16 protein-coding genes and 1 tRNA gene are annotated in these 15,427 nt (G+C 69.1%); 5 read left to right on the plus strand and 12 right to left on the minus strand.

The features are described 5' to 3' along the window. The 3 genes from ACFSJG_RS01570 to ACFSJG_RS01580 form a co-directional block, all read right to left on the minus strand. Positions 1-1,351 (minus strand): Ig-like domain-containing protein (locus ACFSJG_RS01570; protein WP_378483445.1); only part of this gene is annotated, 1,351 nt, incomplete at its 3' end. Positions 1,352-1,527: 176 nt separating this feature from the next. Continuing rightward, on the minus strand, positions 1,528-2,394 hold the full coding sequence (locus ACFSJG_RS01575; protein WP_378483446.1) for an SDR family oxidoreductase: 867 nt from the start codon (positions 2,392-2,394) through the stop codon (positions 1,528-1,530). Positions 2,395-2,473: 79 nt separating this feature from the next. Then, positions 2,474-2,629: a hypothetical protein gene (locus ACFSJG_RS01580; RefSeq protein ID WP_378483447.1), complete on the minus strand. Its 156-nt coding sequence runs from the start codon at positions 2,627-2,629 to the stop codon at positions 2,474-2,476. Positions 2,630-2,763: 134 nt separating this feature from the next. Between ACFSJG_RS01580 and ACFSJG_RS01585 the strand changes: the two genes are divergently transcribed. Beyond that, positions 2,764-4,530, plus strand: a complete 1,767-nt coding sequence (locus tag ACFSJG_RS01585; protein WP_378483448.1) for an AMP-dependent synthetase/ligase — start codon at positions 2,764-2,766, stop codon at positions 4,528-4,530. A gap of 57 nt (positions 4,531-4,587) precedes the next feature. Here ACFSJG_RS01585 and ACFSJG_RS01590 read toward each other — a convergent pair whose 3' ends face one another. The 7 genes from ACFSJG_RS01590 to ACFSJG_RS01620 form a co-directional block, all read right to left on the minus strand. Beyond that, positions 4,588-6,015, minus strand: coding sequence for an Ig-like domain-containing protein (locus ACFSJG_RS01590; protein ID WP_378483449.1), 1,428 nt, complete (start codon positions 6,013-6,015; stop codon positions 4,588-4,590). Between the two features lie 33 nt (positions 6,016-6,048). Next, positions 6,049-8,076: an Ig-like domain-containing protein gene (locus tag ACFSJG_RS01595; RefSeq protein WP_378483450.1), complete on the minus strand. Its 2,028-nt coding sequence runs from the start codon at positions 8,074-8,076 to the stop codon at positions 6,049-6,051. A gap of 272 nt (positions 8,077-8,348) precedes the next feature. Further along, a tRNA-Ala gene (locus ACFSJG_RS01600) sits at positions 8,349-8,424 on the minus strand. A gap of 92 nt (positions 8,425-8,516) precedes the next feature. Then, complete coding sequence (gene sepX, locus ACFSJG_RS01605) at positions 8,517-9,323, minus strand: divisome protein SepX/GlpR (protein ID WP_378483451.1); 807 nt, start codon at positions 9,321-9,323, stop codon at positions 8,517-8,519. 191 nt (positions 9,324-9,514) lie between these two features. Continuing rightward, a complete protein-coding gene (locus ACFSJG_RS01610) occupies positions 9,515-10,171 on the minus strand; it encodes a GNAT family N-acetyltransferase (protein ID WP_378483452.1) in 657 nt (218 codons plus the stop codon). A gap of 4 nt (positions 10,172-10,175) precedes the next feature. After that, on the minus strand, positions 10,176-11,432 hold the full coding sequence (glp, locus tag ACFSJG_RS01615; RefSeq protein ID WP_378483512.1) for a molybdotransferase-like divisome protein Glp: 1,257 nt from the start codon (positions 11,430-11,432) through the stop codon (positions 10,176-10,178). Between the two features lie 24 nt (positions 11,433-11,456). Then, complete coding sequence (locus ACFSJG_RS01620; protein ID WP_378483453.1) at positions 11,457-12,377, minus strand: UTP--glucose-1-phosphate uridylyltransferase; 921 nt, start codon at positions 12,375-12,377, stop codon at positions 11,457-11,459. A 76-nt stretch (positions 12,378-12,453) separates the two neighbouring features. On the opposite strand from ACFSJG_RS01620, the gene ACFSJG_RS01625 reads away from it, so the two are divergent. The 4 genes from ACFSJG_RS01625 to mscL all read left to right on the plus strand — a co-directional run bounded on the left by ACFSJG_RS01625 (position 12,454) and on the right by mscL (position 14,675). Then, positions 12,454-13,059, plus strand: coding sequence for a 5-formyltetrahydrofolate cyclo-ligase (locus ACFSJG_RS01625; RefSeq protein WP_378483454.1), 606 nt, complete (start codon positions 12,454-12,456; stop codon positions 13,057-13,059). Positions 13,060-13,155: 96 nt separating this feature from the next. After that, a complete protein-coding gene (locus ACFSJG_RS01630; protein ID WP_378483455.1) occupies positions 13,156-13,443 on the plus strand; it encodes an FmdB family zinc ribbon protein in 288 nt (95 codons plus the stop codon). Positions 13,444-13,529: 86 nt separating this feature from the next. Continuing rightward, positions 13,530-14,198 carry an SAF domain-containing protein gene (locus ACFSJG_RS01635; protein ID WP_378483456.1) on the plus strand — a complete coding sequence of 223 codons (669 nt, stop codon included), beginning with the start codon at positions 13,530-13,532 and terminating at the stop codon, positions 14,196-14,198. Positions 14,199-14,282: 84 nt separating this feature from the next. Beyond that, positions 14,283-14,675, plus strand: coding sequence for a large conductance mechanosensitive channel protein MscL (mscL, locus tag ACFSJG_RS01640; RefSeq protein ID WP_378483457.1), 393 nt, complete (start codon positions 14,283-14,285; stop codon positions 14,673-14,675). A gap of 20 nt (positions 14,676-14,695) precedes the next feature. On the opposite strand, the gene ACFSJG_RS01645 is transcribed toward mscL, so the two are convergent. Together ACFSJG_RS01645 and ACFSJG_RS01650 are read right to left on the minus strand one after the other, a co-directional pair. Then, a complete protein-coding gene (locus ACFSJG_RS01645; RefSeq protein ID WP_378483458.1) occupies positions 14,696-14,881 on the minus strand; it encodes a hypothetical protein in 186 nt (61 codons plus the stop codon). After that, a complete protein-coding gene (locus tag ACFSJG_RS01650; RefSeq protein ID WP_007533445.1) occupies positions 14,878-15,375 on the minus strand; it encodes a MogA/MoaB family molybdenum cofactor biosynthesis protein in 498 nt (165 codons plus the stop codon). Before ACFSJG_RS01650 ends, ACFSJG_RS01645 begins: the two co-directional genes overlap by 4 nt. Positions 15,376-15,427 lie beyond the last annotated feature (52 nt).

A 15,427-nucleotide genomic window follows, 5' to 3' on the forward strand; every position in this document is an offset into this window, starting at 1 on the left:
CGGGTACAGGCTCGTCGGTGACGGTGATCGTCGTGGTCGACTCGGACGCGAGGAATCCGGGTGCGCCGCTGTAGACGGCCCGGACGTCGAAGGTGCCGCTGGCGTTGAACACGTAGCTCTGCTGGGCCAGACCGTTCTTGACGGGCACCGGGTTGCCGAGCGGCTCGGAACCGCTGAAGTACTGCACGGTGCCGGAGCTGGTGGTCGGGGACACGTTCGAGCGCAGGAAGAGGAACACGCCCTTCTGTGCGAGCGCCGGGATGTTCAGTGTCAGCGTGGTCGCCACGTCGGTCGCGCCGGGCTCGCTGACCTTGATCGTCTGCGCCGCCGAGGTCGACGCGTTGAATCCGGGTGCGCCGTTGAACACAGCGGTGATGATCTTGTCGCCGGTGACGTTGAAGTTCTGCACCAGGCTGGCCTTGCCTGCGGCGTCGACGTCGACGGTGCCGAGGACGGTTGCACCGCTCTTGAAGCTGACGGTTCCGGCACCCGGCGCCGGCTCCACCTGGGCCTCGAGGACGACGTCGGTGTTGATCAGCGAGGTCGCCGGGACGATGACCGTCGTCTGGGTGCTCTGGTTACCGGCCTCGATCGTCACGGTCTGCGCGGGCGACACCGACTCGAGCGCGTACCCGGTGGCGAGGAACTTCGCGGTGATGTCATACGTGCCCGCATCGGTGTTGGACGGCGTCCAGTCGAAGGTGGCCGCACCCGCGCTGTTGAGCGTGCCGGTGCCGACCTCGTCGGGGCCACGATAGAACTTGACCAGGTCCCCGGCGCGGCCGCCGAGAACGTTGGCGGTCAGGGTGGACTTGACGCCGCCCTTGAGCGCGCCGACCGGCTTGAGTTCGGTGGTGGTGACGTTCTTCGCGACGTTGAGGGCGGGGCCCTGGCCACGGAACTCGCCGGAGGTGGTGCCGCCGTACGCGACACCGGTGTTCTGGGCCACCTCCCGGACGCAGTTCGCGCCGACGGAGTACTGGAACTCGAAGGTCTGCGTGGCGGTGGCGTCCCAGGTGCCCGCGACCCGGACGATGCCGGCCCCGAGGCTGTTCACGGGGACGGGCAGCCCGTTGACCTTGGCGGTGTTCTGCAGGTAGGTGAGGCACGTGGGGCGCACGTCCTCGACCCAGCTCAGCGTGCTGCCGGCGCCGGTGATCGTGTTCGTGACGGTGAGGATCTCCCCCTCGGCGGGCGTCGCATTGCTCACCGATCGAGTGAGCGCGTCACCGCCGTTCGCCCACGACACCGTCGCGGGTTCCGCCGCGGCCACACCCGTCGACACCACCGCCACGAATCCCGCGGCCACCCCGACCGCGCTCGCCAGGGCAACCGCCCTGCGTCCAGACATCCCCGACATGCCATTCCTTCCGAACACGGCCCCAGAACGGGCTCCGGTGGTGGTCTCGAAACGCCACGTGGGGGCGGTTCGGACTGAGATCGGGGTGCAGTAGATCACGGTTCGATCACTTGCCAGGGCGGATTCGGCGAACTTCTCGGGGCATCCGTGCCCGCGCGACAAACGGGTCAGCGCAGGAACTTCGAGAACTGCCGGTTTGCCTGACGCATCACGAACTCGTACGGCAGCGCGAACTTGCGCGCCCACCAGTAGCCGAACCTGACATCCGGCGAGGTGTAGACGAGAAAGCGCCGCTTCTCGATTCCGCGGATGATGCACCGTGCGACCTTCTCGGGCGTCACGGCGCGGCGTTCGAACAGGTGGACGGCCTTCCGGACCCGCGGATCGTCCCGGTCGACGCCGGCGATCTCCACCGTGCCGACCAGAGGTGTGCGTACGGCACCGGGAACGACAAGGGAGACGTCGATGCCGTGCTGCTCGAGGTCGAAGCGCAGCACCTCCGACACCCCACGCAGTCCGAATTTGCTGGCGCTGTACGCGGCGTGCCACGGCAACGCCAGCAGTCCGGCGGCCGAGGACACGTTCACCAGGTGCCCGCCGCGTCCCGCGCGGACCATAGGCGGCACGAAACTCTCGATGATGTGGATGGGGCCCATCAGGTTGACGTCGACCATCGACTTCCAGTGCCGGTGCTCGAGATTCTCGACGGTCCCCCACGCAGAGATCCCCGCCACGTTCATCACGACGTCGAGCGATCCGTGCTCGTCGTGAATCTCGTTCGCCCACTCCGTGACAGCGTCGAAGTCCACGATGTCGAGCGCACGCGACCCGGCCACGTCTCCACCCCGGGCGGTGATCGCGGCGACGGTCTCCGCGAGGCCCACCTCGTTGATGTCGGTGAGGAACAGTCGTGCGCCCTCGTCCGCGCAGGCCAGCGCCGTGGCGCGACCGATGCCGCTGCCCGCCCCCGTGACGAGGCACTTCTTTCCGCCGAGATTCCGCACCGCTTGCGCCCCCTGCCGTCCGCCGTTCACGGCCGGAGTCTACGGGTGCGGTTCCCCGCGCACGACCAAGCCGCGCAGGCGTATCCGCCCACGGTCCCGCGCGAGCGCTCTACAGGCGGGTCGCCATCTCGTCCTGGTAGCTGCGGATGGTGTGCTCGATCTGTTCGGCCGTGGCCTCGTCCTCGTGGCCGCGGGCGTAGTCGGCGCGCTCCCGCAACTTCCGGATCGCCGTGCGCAACTCGTCGTCCGACATCCTGTGATCCATGCCACTCAGTGTGCTCCGATTCGGGCGCGCGGCCAACACCGAGAACCGTCGAACCCCGAGCGCTATCCTGATAGGTGACGTGGGTCACATCGCTGCCACGGTGGCCCTGCGCGCCATCGAAGGAGGATCCCCCGATGAGCCATGGCACCCTCTGCGCGGCGTTCCAGGACACGGCCGCCCGCCATCCCGACAAGGTCGCGCTGCGCACCCCCGACGACAGCGTGGCGATCACGTGGCGCGAGTACGCGCAGCGGGTCCGGTCGATCGCCGCCGGCCTGGCCGGGCTCGGCGTCCGACACGGCGACACCGTCGGACTGATGCTCACCAACCGGCCGGAGTTCCACCTGGTCGACACCGCGGTTCTGCACGTCGGCGCGACCCCGTTCTCGGTGTACAACACCCTGGCCCCCGAACAGCTGAACTACGTGCTGAACAACGCGGGAAACCGCGTGATCGTGTGCGAGAGCCAGTTCCTGCCGGTGATCAGGCAGGCGGTCGAGGGGACCGCCGTCGAGCACGTCGTCTGTGTCGACGACGCCCCGGGCGGCACCCTCGCACTCGCCGACGTCGAGGCCGCACCGGATGCCGACTTCGACTTCGACGCGAGCTGGCGGTCCGTCCAACCCGACGACCTGCTGACGATCATCTACACGTCCGGGACCACGGGCCCGCCGAAGGGCGTGGAACTCACCCACGCCAACGCGACAGCACTGCGCGCCGCACTCGCCGACGCCGCACACGTCAGTTCGGACGACCGGATCCTGTCGTACCTACCGGACGCCCACATCGCCAATCGCGGTGCAGCCCACTACCTGGCCATCTTCTTCGCGATCGAGGTCACCACCCTGGCCGACGTCAAGCAGGCGGTCGCCGTTCTGCCCACGGTCCGTCCCACCGTGTTCTTCGCGGTCCCGCAGGTCTGGTACAAGGTCAAGGCCGCCATCGAACTCGCCCTCGACGCCGAGAAGAGCCCCACCAAGCGACGCCTGGCCAACTGGGCCATCGACGTCGGCAGGCGGACGGCGCGGATGCGTTCGGACGGGGTGCCGGTACCACACCGACTCGAGTTGCAGCACGCCGCCGCGGACCGGCTCGTCCTCGCCCCGATCCGGCGCAAACTCGGCATGGACGAAGTCCGTCTCGCCCTGACGGGATCGGCCCCGATCTCACCGGATGTACTCGAATTCGTTCTTGCGCTGGGCATTCCGTGCAGCGAGGTGTGGGGGATGTCGGAAACTGCCGCGGTCGGGGCGTCGAACCGCCCCGGTTCCATCCGCATCGGAACCGTGGGCGAAGCGGCAGCAGGCGTGTCCCTGAAACTGGCGGACGACGGTGAACTGCTCATCTCGGGTCCGTGCGTGATGCGCGGGTACCGCGGCGAACCGGAGAAGACCGCCGAGGCCCTCGACGCCGACGGCTGGCTGCACACCGGAGACATCGCCACCATCGACGCCGACGGCTACGTGACGATCGTGGACCGCAAGAAGGAACTGATCGTCACCACCGGCGGCAAGAACATCTCCCCCGCGGCGATCGAGGACGCCCTGCACGCGGCGAGCCCCCTGATCCGGGGTGCCGTCGCCATCGGCAACGACCGCCCCTACGTGACGGCCCTGCTCACACTCGATCCCGAGATGGCCGCCGCGTTCGTCGAGCACTCGGGAACGGGAGGCGGCGATCCCGAGACGCTCGCCCAGAACCCGGCCATCCGCACCGAGATCGAACGTGCCGTCGACGACGCCAACACGCACCTGTCGCACGTCGAGCAGGTGAAGAAGTTCGCCCTGCTCCCCGACGTCTGGGAACCGGGAGGAGACGAGTTCACCCCCACGCTGAAGCTGCGCCGCAAGCCCATCGCGACGAAGTACGCTGGCCAGATCGAGGAGCTCTACGCGGGCTGAGCCCGGAGACGACCGATCCCCGGCACCGAGCGGTACCGGGGATCGGTCGATCAGGGACTAGCTGGAACCGAACGAGGCGCTGCCGCTGCCGTTGGTGCCACCGTCGCCGCCGCCGACCGCGACCTGGACCGACTCCGCGTCGCTGGACGCGTTCACGTTGCCCGCACCGGAGTACTCGGCCGTGATGAGGCGCTGCCCGGCGGTTGCCGGGGTCCACGCGATGCTGGCGTTGCCGTTGGCGTCGACCTGCGCGGTGCCGATGACCGTGTCACCGTCCTTGAAGGTGACCGAGCCACCCGCGTTGCCCGGGGTCACCTGAGCAGACAGCATGCTGGACACGCCGACCGTCCGGGCGACACCGATGGCCAGTGCAGTCGTGGATGCGACGTTGTCGACCGACGCCGGCTCGACGGCAACGGTCGCGTTCGCGGTCGACGGGGTCACACCCGTGCGGCCGGAGAAGGCGGCGCTGATCGCGTGGCTGCCCGCGGCGGACGGCACCCAGGTGTAGACAGCCTCACCGTTCGCTGCCACCGGAACCTCGGCGAGCGTCACTCCGCCGTCCTTGAACGTGACGGTTCCGCCTGCGCCCGCCGGGGTGACCGTCGCCTTCAGCACCGACGAGCGCCCGACCTGCGCACCCGCAACCGCGGCCAGCGCGGTCGACGAGACCGCGTCGGCGTCGGTGATCTGCACGCCCTGCGTACCGGACTCCGAGGCGTTGGCCCGCGCGGTCGCCGGGTACTTCGCGGCGAGCGTGTGCGAACCGCGGTGGCCCGGGGTCCACTCGAATGTCGCGACGCCGTTGTTCAGTGCGCCCGTACCGATCTTCGCTCCGCCGTCGTAGAAGTCGACCGGATCACCGTTCGCGCCACCGATGACGGCGGCCGACAGCGTGATCGCCTGACCGACCTGGCCACCGGCGACGGCGGCGAGGTTGGTGGTGGTGTCGTTCTTGCGGACCGTCGCTGTCGGGCCCTTGTTCTGGTAAGTCCCGGAACCGAGGGATCCGCCGTAGTGCATCGACGTCATCAGCGCCACGCCGCGGTCACAGTCCGCGCCGACGCGGTACGTGAAGGAGAACGTGCGCGACTTCGGGTTGATCAGTCCACCAGAGTTGTACACGGGCCAGTCCGTGACCGACCCCTTGACTTTCGCCCAGTCCGCGGCCGAGCTGTCCAGTCCGCGCGGAGACCCGTCGACCTTCGCCTCGACGAACGTCCAGCACGCCGGGTGCAGGTCCTTGACCTCGTAGATGTACTCGACCACACCGGTGCGCTCGAACGTCGTCGAGCTCGTCACCAGGTCACCCTCGCCGAGGTTCGTCTCGCTGAGGGTGCGGGTGAACTTGCTGCTGCCGTCCTCCCACGAAATGGTTGCAGGTGCCGCCCCCGCGACTCCCGCCCCGGCGGCGACGGCGAAACCGGCCGCCACCGCGAAGGCGCTCACTCCACCGATGGCACGGCGAATGTTGTTGTCTGCCACTGCTGTTCTCTCCAATGTGAAGGGTATTGGTGATCAGGAACCGAAGATGTTGTCGACGGACCCGGTCCCACCCGTGCCCGGATCGACCGGAGGCTCGGTGACCGCAACCGTCGCCACCGCGGACGTCGATCCGAGGTGACCCGGAGCGCCGCTGTAGACCGCGGTGATCTCGTGGTTTCCGGACGTCGGGATCGCGTAGGTGCGGGTCGCGGTGCCGCCCGTCACCGCGACGGGGAGCCCGATACGGGTGGTGCCGTCGAAGAACTGGACGGTGCCGCCGGCCGGGGTCGGGGACACGGTCGCCGTCAGGGTCACCTGGTTGCCCCGGACCGCGGTGGCGGGCGCGGTGACCGCGGTCGTGGTCGCGGCGTCGGTCGGGTCGGGATCGGAGACGGTCACCGACGCGCCCGGCGCCGACGACCCCGCGAACCCGGGGCCACCCGAGAACGCCGCCTGAACGGACACGGTGCCCGCGGACGCGAAGGTGTGGGTGAGATCGGCGACGCCGTCGACGACGCTCACCGGCGGAAGAGCCTGTCCACCGACCACGAACTCGACCGTGCCGACCGAGCCGATCGCAGCGAGATCGGAACCGGCGACCGACGCGAACAGGTGCACGGGCTCACCGGTCCTGGCCGTAGCCGGAACGGTCAGCGTCGTGGTGGTCGACTTGTCGGGGACCACGACCGGCGACACCGTCACCGTTCGCGCCTCCGACACCGAACCCACGAAACCGGGAGCACCGGAGAAGACCGCCGTGATCTGGTGCGCACCGACAGGAAGGGTCTCGGTGACGGACGCGGATCCGTTCGGCGCCACTGCAACCGGTGCGCCGAGATCGGCGTTGCCGTTCTTGAACTGGACGGTGCCGCCCGCAGGTGCCGGCGAGACGCGTGCGATCAGCGTGACCGCCTGGCCCTCGTCTGCCGTCGCCGGAGCTGTCAGCGCCGTGGTCGTGGCCTGATCCGCTACGGACGCGGTCACCGTGAACGGAGCCGACGTGGAGCCGGTGAATCCGGCGATGCCCGAGTACACCGCCGTGATCTCGTGGGCACCGGCGCCGAGCGACGGCACCGACAGCACCGCCTTGCCGTCGGCTCCGACGGCGGCCGGGGCACCCAGATCGGTTGCGCCGTCCTTGAACTGCACGGTGCCACCACCCGGAGTCGGCGAGACCTGTGCGGTCAGCGTGACCGCCTGCCCGACCTCGACGGTCGCGGGTCCGGTGACCGTGGTGGTGGTCGCGGCATCGGGCACCGCGACGGTGACGTTCTGCGCGGCCGACGTCGAACCACCGGTCGACGCGTTGCCCAGGTACTTCGCGGTCAGCGCGTGCGCGCCACCCGCGGTCGGGGTCCACTGGAAGGTCGCGGTGCCGTTGTTCACGGTTCCCGTGCCGATCTTCGTTGCACCGTCGTAGAACTCGACGGTGTCCCCGTTCGCACCGCCCGTCACCGACGCGGACAACGTCACCGCCTGGCCCACGGTCGCGGACGCGACGCCCGCGAGAGTGGTGGACGACGTACTGGTCCGGACCGTCGCCGTCGGACCCTTGTTCGGGTAGCTGCCGTCACCGAGCGAGCCGTTGTAGTAGCTCATCGACGTCATCAACGGTGTGTTCCGAGCACAGTCCGCGCCCACCCGATAGGTGAACGCGAAGGTGCGCGACTTCGGATTGATGAGTCCCCCGGAGTTGTACACCGGCCACTGGGTGATCGACCCCTTGATCTTCGCCCAGTCCGCTCCGGAACTGTCCAGCCCACGCGCCCCACCGTCGACCGTGGCGGAGACGAACGTCCAACACGCGGGGTGCGCGTCGGTGACCTCGTAGATGTACTCGACCACCCCGGTGCGCTCGAACTTCGTCGTCGACGTCACCAGGTCACCGACCCCGAGGTCGGACTCGCTGAGCGTGCGGGTGAACTTGGTGTCGCCGTCGTTCCAATTCACCGACACCGGCCCCGCTCCCGCGACGCCTGCACCCGCAACGACGGCGAATCCGGCCGCAACCGCGAAGGCACTCACTCCGCCGACCACACGGCGAATGGTGTGTTCTGACATGCGTCTCCTCCACGCCGGACCGGGACCGTCAGGGGCCGCCGGATCCGTCGTACTCCTGTATTCGGTGCGCCAGTTACCTCGGCATGCAGCCTCGCGGGCACAAAGTCGCACAGGAGTAGAACACAGAAGCCGTCTGGTCAATGGCGTTTTCGCCGTATATCTGGACGAACGTCCGACAACGCCGGCAATTGATCAGCAACCATGCGCGACGGGGAGTTTCGAACGCCCGAAAGGCGCCTCCGCTAACCGCAGAGGCGCCTTTCGGGCCTTACTGGTGGAGCTGAGGGGAATCGAACCCCTGACCTCTTCGATGCGAACGAAGCGCGCTACCAACTGCGCCACAGCCCCAGTCCTCACACTCCCCTCAAGGAGTGCTCGGCAACTCTAACAGGCACATCCCGGAACGGGGAAATCGCCTGGTCACAGAGTATTTGTCGACGCTACTGCCCGACGACGCGTCGAACCTCGGCAGGCCCGTCGTCCTCATCGAGGTGCGCGTCGTAGTGGTCCAGGTGGTCGAACACGGGATCCTCGTCGTCGACCTCGAGGACGACCGCGCCGGGCCGCCGCAGTCGCGACGGCACGAGCCGCAGCTCCTCGTCGTCACGGGACTCCACCCCGAGCCGGGACCGGCTCAGCCGCGCCATCCGGCGGCGGCGGATCTCGTGCTCGATCTGCACCTGACGGCGCAGGTACGCGAGGTACCCACCGAGCGCGACCACCGCTGCCGCGCAAGCCCACCACAGGGCGGACGAGACGATCAGTGCGAGAGCTGCCGCCATGATCGCCGCGAGCACGAGGCCGAGGACCGTCCGCTGCCGGAACCCGTACCGGGCCGCCCGCGCGATCGCATCGGCCTCCGGGTCGAAGCCGCCGCGGCCGCGGCGATAGGGCGCCCGCTCACGTGACTGCGTGCCCGCGTCGTCGTGCGCCTCGTCCTCGTACTCGTCGTACTCGTCGTACTGGTCGTCGTACTGGTCGGGTTCCGCGTCCGCTCTCGCTTGCGATTCCATCCAGTCCTCCGCATGCATCGGCCGATTGGGATCTGGGCGCCAGTGCGGGTCGCTCCGGTGCCCGGTCGCCGGGCCGCGGCGATTCTGCCGTGCGTGCTGATCGCGATCGAGGACTCTGGTGGCCAGCGCCGCGTCCGTCGTCTGCCGGATGCGAGGACGACGCTTCGCCTGCATCGGAAGAAGCACGAACAGCCACATCGCGACCAGCGCAACGACCACCAGCGAGTTCGGCATGTCGGCGACCTCCCTCCCTGTCGTCTGCCAGCACAGCGTTCACCTGCGTATTCGACCCGGTAAGGCCTACTCAGGCTAAATGTCTCGACTCGCTGTTCCCCGCAGACGCGCCGACATCAGCTTTCTCACATGCCACAGTAGTCACTACTGCCGCAGGAATGCACCTTGGTAGCGGAAATGTAACCGGGTGATCAGCCCCACGTGGCGCGACCGGCGCGAACCAGCCGATCGGCGGCCGTGGCCTCGAGTTCCTCGACCGTCAGACCCACCAACAGGTGGTCCCGGAACTGCCCGTCCACGTCCAGATAGCGCTCGAGGAGCCCTTCCTCGCGGAAGCCGACGTGCCGCAACACGGCCCGGCTCGCCATGTTCTCCGGACGTACCGTCGCCTCGATCCGATGCAGACCCACCGGCCCGAAACCGTGATCGAGGCCGAGCGCGAGGGCGGCCGTCGCAACGCCCTGGCCACCGTCGGCCTGGGACACCCAGTACCCGATCCACGCGGAGCGCAACGCGCCGCGCACGACGTTCCCGATCGTCAACTGACCGCAGAACCGGCCGTCGAGTTCGATCACCATCGGCAGCATCCGGCCCTTGCGGGCCTCCGCTCGCAACGACGAGCAGAGCCCCGGCCAGTTGCCGATGTGATGGCGGGCGTCCCACGGTCCCTCGCCGGTCGGTTCCCACGGACGGAGGTGGTCCTCGTCGCGGATCCGCAGCCTGCTCCAGGTTGCCGCGTCACGCAGTCGGATCGGTCGCAGCGTCACCCGGCCGGCCGGAACCACGAGCGGCCCCAGACGCGCCGGCCAACCCGGATGCACCGTGTACCGGAGCAAGGACGTGCTCACCCGGTCAGCCGCGCTGAGCCAGGAACGCGACGTCGACCCGGTCGCCGGTTCGGACGTCGGTCACATCCGGATCCACCAGGACCAGGCAGTTCGCCTCGGCGAGCGTGGCGAGCAGGTGCGACGACGAACCCGGCGCCCCACCGAGCGCCTGAACGAGGTACTCCCCCGTCGACTCGTCGCGCATCAGCTGACCCCGCAGGAATCCCTTGCGATCCTCGATGGACGTGATCGGCGCGACGGTCCGCGCCGAGACGATCCGGCGCATCGGCTGCCTTCGGCCGAGCGCGATCCGGATGAGCGGACGCACCATCACCTCGAACACCACGAGGGCGCTGACCGGGTTGGACGGCAACAGGAAGGTGGGCACCTCGTCCCGGCCGAGCTGCCCGAAACCCTGCACCGACCCGGGATGCATCGCGACCCGCTCGACCTCCAGGTCCCCGAGTTCCCGCAGCGCCTCCCGAACCTGATCGGACGCTCCCCCGCCGACGGCGCCGGCGATGACCACGATCTCCGAACGGATCAGCTGTCCCTCGACGACCTCACGCAGTCGACGCAGATCGGTGCCCGCGATACCGACGCGGTTCACGTCGGCGCCGGCGTCCCTGGCCGCAGCGGCGAGTGCATACGAGTTCACGTCGTACACCTGCCCCGGGCCGGGCGTGCGGTCGACGTCGACGAGTTCGCCCCCGACGCTGATCACCGACAGTCGCGGGCGCGGATGCACGAGCACCTTGTCCCGACCGACCGCCGCGAGCAATCCGACCTGGGCCGCTCCGATGATCGTTCCGGCCCGGACCGCGACGTCGCCGGGCTGGACGTCGTCGCCGACGCGCCGCACGTAGTCGCCGGTGCGCACCGCATCGAGGACCCGGACCCGGTTGCGTCCACCGTCGGTGCGGTCGAGCGGAAGGACCGCGTCCGCGAGCGTCGGCATCGGGGCTCCGGTGTCGACCCGAACCGCCTGACGGGGTTGCAGTCGGGTCGGCTGCCGGGAACCGGCGGCGACCTCACCGACGACCGGAAGCACGATGTCGACCGGTGCACCGTCGTCACCGACGGCGCGACCCGCCCCCGCGACGTCGACACTGCGCACCGCGTAGCCGTCGATCGCCGCCTGATCGAAGCCCGGGAGGGGACGCTCGGTGACCACTTCCTCCGCGCAGAGCAGACCCTGCGCCTCGGAGATTGCGACCCGCACCGGCCGAGGTGCGACGGCGGCGGCGGTCACCCTGGCCTGCTGCTCTTCGACCGAGCGCATGTGGATGCTGCCTCCCGACGCCACTTACCGCTCCGTCTGCTGAAGTCTCTCGACGAGCCACTCACGCAGGGACGGACCGTACTCTTCACTGCCAAGCGCAAAGTCAACCGCAGCGCGCAGGTAGCCGCCGGGATTTCCGAGGTCGTGTCTCCCACCCCGGTGCACCACGACGTGCACGGGATGACCCTCGTCGATGAGCATCGCGATCGCGTCGGTCAGCTGCAGCTCGCCGCCCTTGCCCGGCTCGATGCGACGCAGCGCGTCGAACACCGCCCGGTCCAGCAAGTAGCGACCGGCCGCGGCGAAGGTCGACGGGGCGTCCTCGACCTTCGGCTTCTCGACCATTCCGACGACCTTGAGCACGTCCGGGTTCACCGCGTCCGGCACCTCGACGACGTCGAACACGCCGTACGCACTGACCTGGTCCTTCGGCACGTCGATCGCGCACAGCACGCTGCCGCCGCGCTTGGCCCGCACCCGGGCCATGGTCTCCAGGACGCCACGCGGCATCACCAGGTCGTCCGGCAGCAGCACCGCGATGGCGTCCTCGTCGTCGTCGAGGACCTCCTCCGCGCACGCCACCGCGTGTCCGAGACCGCGCGGCTCGTCCTGCACCACCGACTCGACCTTGATCAGTCCCTGCGCCTTGCGGACCTTCTCCAGCAGGTGCGACTTGCCGCTGGCCTCGAGCTTGCTCTCCAGCACGAGGTCCTCGACGAAATGGGCGACCACCCCGTCCTTGCCCTCGGAGGTGACGATCACCAGCCGCGTCGCGCCCGAGTCTGCGGCCTCGCCTGCCACCAGCTCGATGCCCGGCGTGTCCACGACCGGCAGGAGCTCCTTCGGCACGGTCTTCGTCGCGGGAAGGAACCGGGTGCCCAGCCCTGCCGCGGGGACCACCGCCGTGCGGAATGCCCTGTTGTCGCCTGTGCCGGTGTCTGTCATGGGCCACACCTTAGCCGCCTCGCCTGTGGGTTCGGGATTCTAGGGTTGAGGGTATGAGCAGAAACTCAGCGGTCCGATGACCTCGCGGACCAAGTCGCAGTGGCGCTCGGAGATCCTCGCGTCCCGTCGAGCGGTCGATGCCACGACACGGTCGGCCGAGGCGGACGCCCTCGCCGCGGCCGCCGCCGAACTGGGTGCGGCACTGGGTCCCGGCGCAACGGTGTGCGCCTACGTTCCGGTGGGCGGTGAGCCGGGTTCGGTCGCCGTGCTCGACGCGCTCGCCGGTGTGGTGGCGCGGGTGTTGCTGCCGGTCGCGCGCGAACCGGGCCCCTTGCTGTGGGCACCGTACCGCGGCGTGAACTCCCTGGTCCCGGCTCCGTTCGGACTCAGGGAACCGGAACCGCCGTTTCTTCCCCCCGACACCGCAGCGGAAGCGGCACTCTTGCTGATCCCGGCACTGGCAGTGGACCGGCGCGGCGTGCGTCTCGGCCGGGGTGCGGGGTTCTACGACCGAACCCTGGCGCTGGCACCGGAGACCCGGCTGGTGGCGGTGGTCCGCGACAGCGAGTTCGTCGACGAGCTACCCGAGGATCCGCACGACGTTCGCATGCATGCGGTGCTCACTCCCGGCGGGGGGCTGCGCACAGTGGACGACCAGGGAGGGCAGCGCCCGGCGGAATAGCAGGCAGAGTGGCAGCGTTGGCACTCCTGACTGTAAAGTGCCAATGCCTGTCGAATGTCGAATCAGGCACCGAGTACCCGCGCGGAGGAACCTGCAGTGCCCACCTACTCCTATGCCTGCACCGAATGCGACAACCGCTTCGACATCGTGCAGTCGTTTTCCGAAGACTCCCTGACCGTCTGCAACGAGTGCAACGGAAAGCTCCGCAAGCTGTTCAACTCGGTCGGCATCGTCTTCAAGGGCAGCGGCTTCTACCGCACCGACAACCGCGGCGGCGGCAGCACCACCGCCAGCGAGCCCGCCGCAAAGTCCTCCGACTCCTCGTCGAGCACGAAGTCGGAGTCGTCAGCCCCCGCGAGCACTCCCGCGCCCGCTGCCAGCTGATTCACAGTTCATCCACAGGCCCGATCCGTCCACAGGGCGGGTCCGAGCGACCCGTCGAGGGGTGGCGCCGGCCCTAACGTGAGGGCATGCCACGTGATGCCGGGCGGTTCCGCGACGCCCTGTCCCCCACCGCTCTGGACCGCGTCGCCCGGCTGACCCGCCCCGACTGGTCCCGGTCGACCACCGGCCGCCGGGTCGCGGCGGCCGTTCTGGCGGCGGTCGCACTACTACTGGCCGTCCGCGGCGATCCCGACGACGACCGGGTAGAAGTCGTCACCGCCGCCCGCGATCTCGCGCCCGGAACCCTCCTCGGCGACGAGGACCTGCACGTGACGGCACTTCCGGCGGCAGTCGTACCCGCCGGGGTCGTACACAGCCCCGGCGACGTCGTCGGCCGCACCCTCGCCGGTCCCGCCCGCTCGGGTGAGCCGCTGACAGACGTCCGGGTACTCGGATCGCGACTGGCGGATGCCGCCGCCGGTCCCGACGCACGCATAGTTCCGCTGCGCATCGACGACACCGAGGTGGCCGGCCTTCTGCGCGCAGGCGACGTCGTCGACATCCTGACCGTCGACGCAGAGGGGTCCGGGGCGCCGAGGGTGCTCGCCTCGAACGCCACGGTAGTACTCGCAGCCGCACGCGACACCGGGCGAACAGCCGGCGAACCCGCCGTTCTCGTGGCATTACCCCAGGTCAGCGCCACCGAGGTGGCCGCGGCGACGATGACGGGGGCGATCACGGTGACGCTGCACTGAGCGTGTCCCAGAGCGCGACCAGCTCGTTTCTTTGGCATCCTGGGTTGCGAGTACCCGCCAGCCGATCTAGCGAATCGAGGACCGATGCTCAAGGGCTTCAAGGAATTCCTGCTGAAGGGCAACGTGATCGACCTGGCCGTCGCGGTCGTCATCGGCGCCGCGTTCACCGCCATCGTCACCGCATTCAGCGACAACATCATCAATCCTCTGATCGCGGCTCTCGGCGGCTCCGAGGAGATGGGCTTCGGTTTCCAGCTCACCGACAACCCCGAGACGTTCGTCAACATCGGCGCCGTCATCACCGCGTCCATCAACTTCCTGATCATCGCCGCGGTCGTGTACTTCGTGCTCATCGTCCCGTACAACCACGCGAAGGAGCGGTTCGGCGGCCCGAAGAAGGGCGCCGAGGCCACCGAGACGGAACTTCTCGCGGAGATCCGCGACCTCCTCGCCGATCGACCGACGGCGCGGGACTGACACCCTCGGCCTCGCCCGGGTCAGCCGTGGTGTGGGGGAACCTGCCTGCGCAGCCACTCGTCCGAGGACGAGTCGCGGGCGTCCTCCGGTGATCGCTCGTCCCCTGTGGTGTCCGGCAGGACGTCCCCGAAAATGCGCGCCAGCCGGGCCCGTGTCTCCGGGTCCCGGCTGGTGCGTGCGCGTGGCGCGTCGTCGGTGATGCTCACTCCTCGATTCGGGACACCTCACCGATCACCTGACTGGCGAGCGGTGTCAAGGTGGCCATGCCGTCGCGCACCGCAGCGCGGGACGACGCCAGGTTCACCACCAGGGTACTTCCCGAGACACCCGCGACGCCGCGGGAGAGTCCTGCGTCGAGCGAGCCCGCGGCCAGCCCCGAGGACCGCAGCGCCTCGCTGATCCCCGGAATCTCCCGGTCCAGGACGGCGGTGGTGGCGTCCGGCGTGACGTCACGCGGGGACACACCCGTCCCGCCGACGGAGATCACGAGGTCGACGCCACCGATCACCGCGGTGTTGAGTGCGTTCCGGATCTCCACCTCGTCGGCGGCGACGGCAACAACGGCGTCGACGAGAAAGCCTGCCTCGTTGAGCAGTTCGGTGACGAGCGGTCCCGTCGAGTCCACTTCGACGCCGTGCGCGGTGCGATCGTCGACGATGACCACGAGCGCGCGGCCGGCCAGCGGGGCTTCGATGTCCATGGTCCCTACGGTAGTGGTACCGGACGGTCCCGGTCCGGTGTGGAGACGAAAC

This window comes from Rhodococcus gannanensis (assembly GCF_042681175.1).
Classification (GTDB): domain Bacteria; phylum Actinomycetota; class Actinomycetes; order Mycobacteriales; family Mycobacteriaceae; genus Rhodococcus_G; species Rhodococcus_G gannanensis.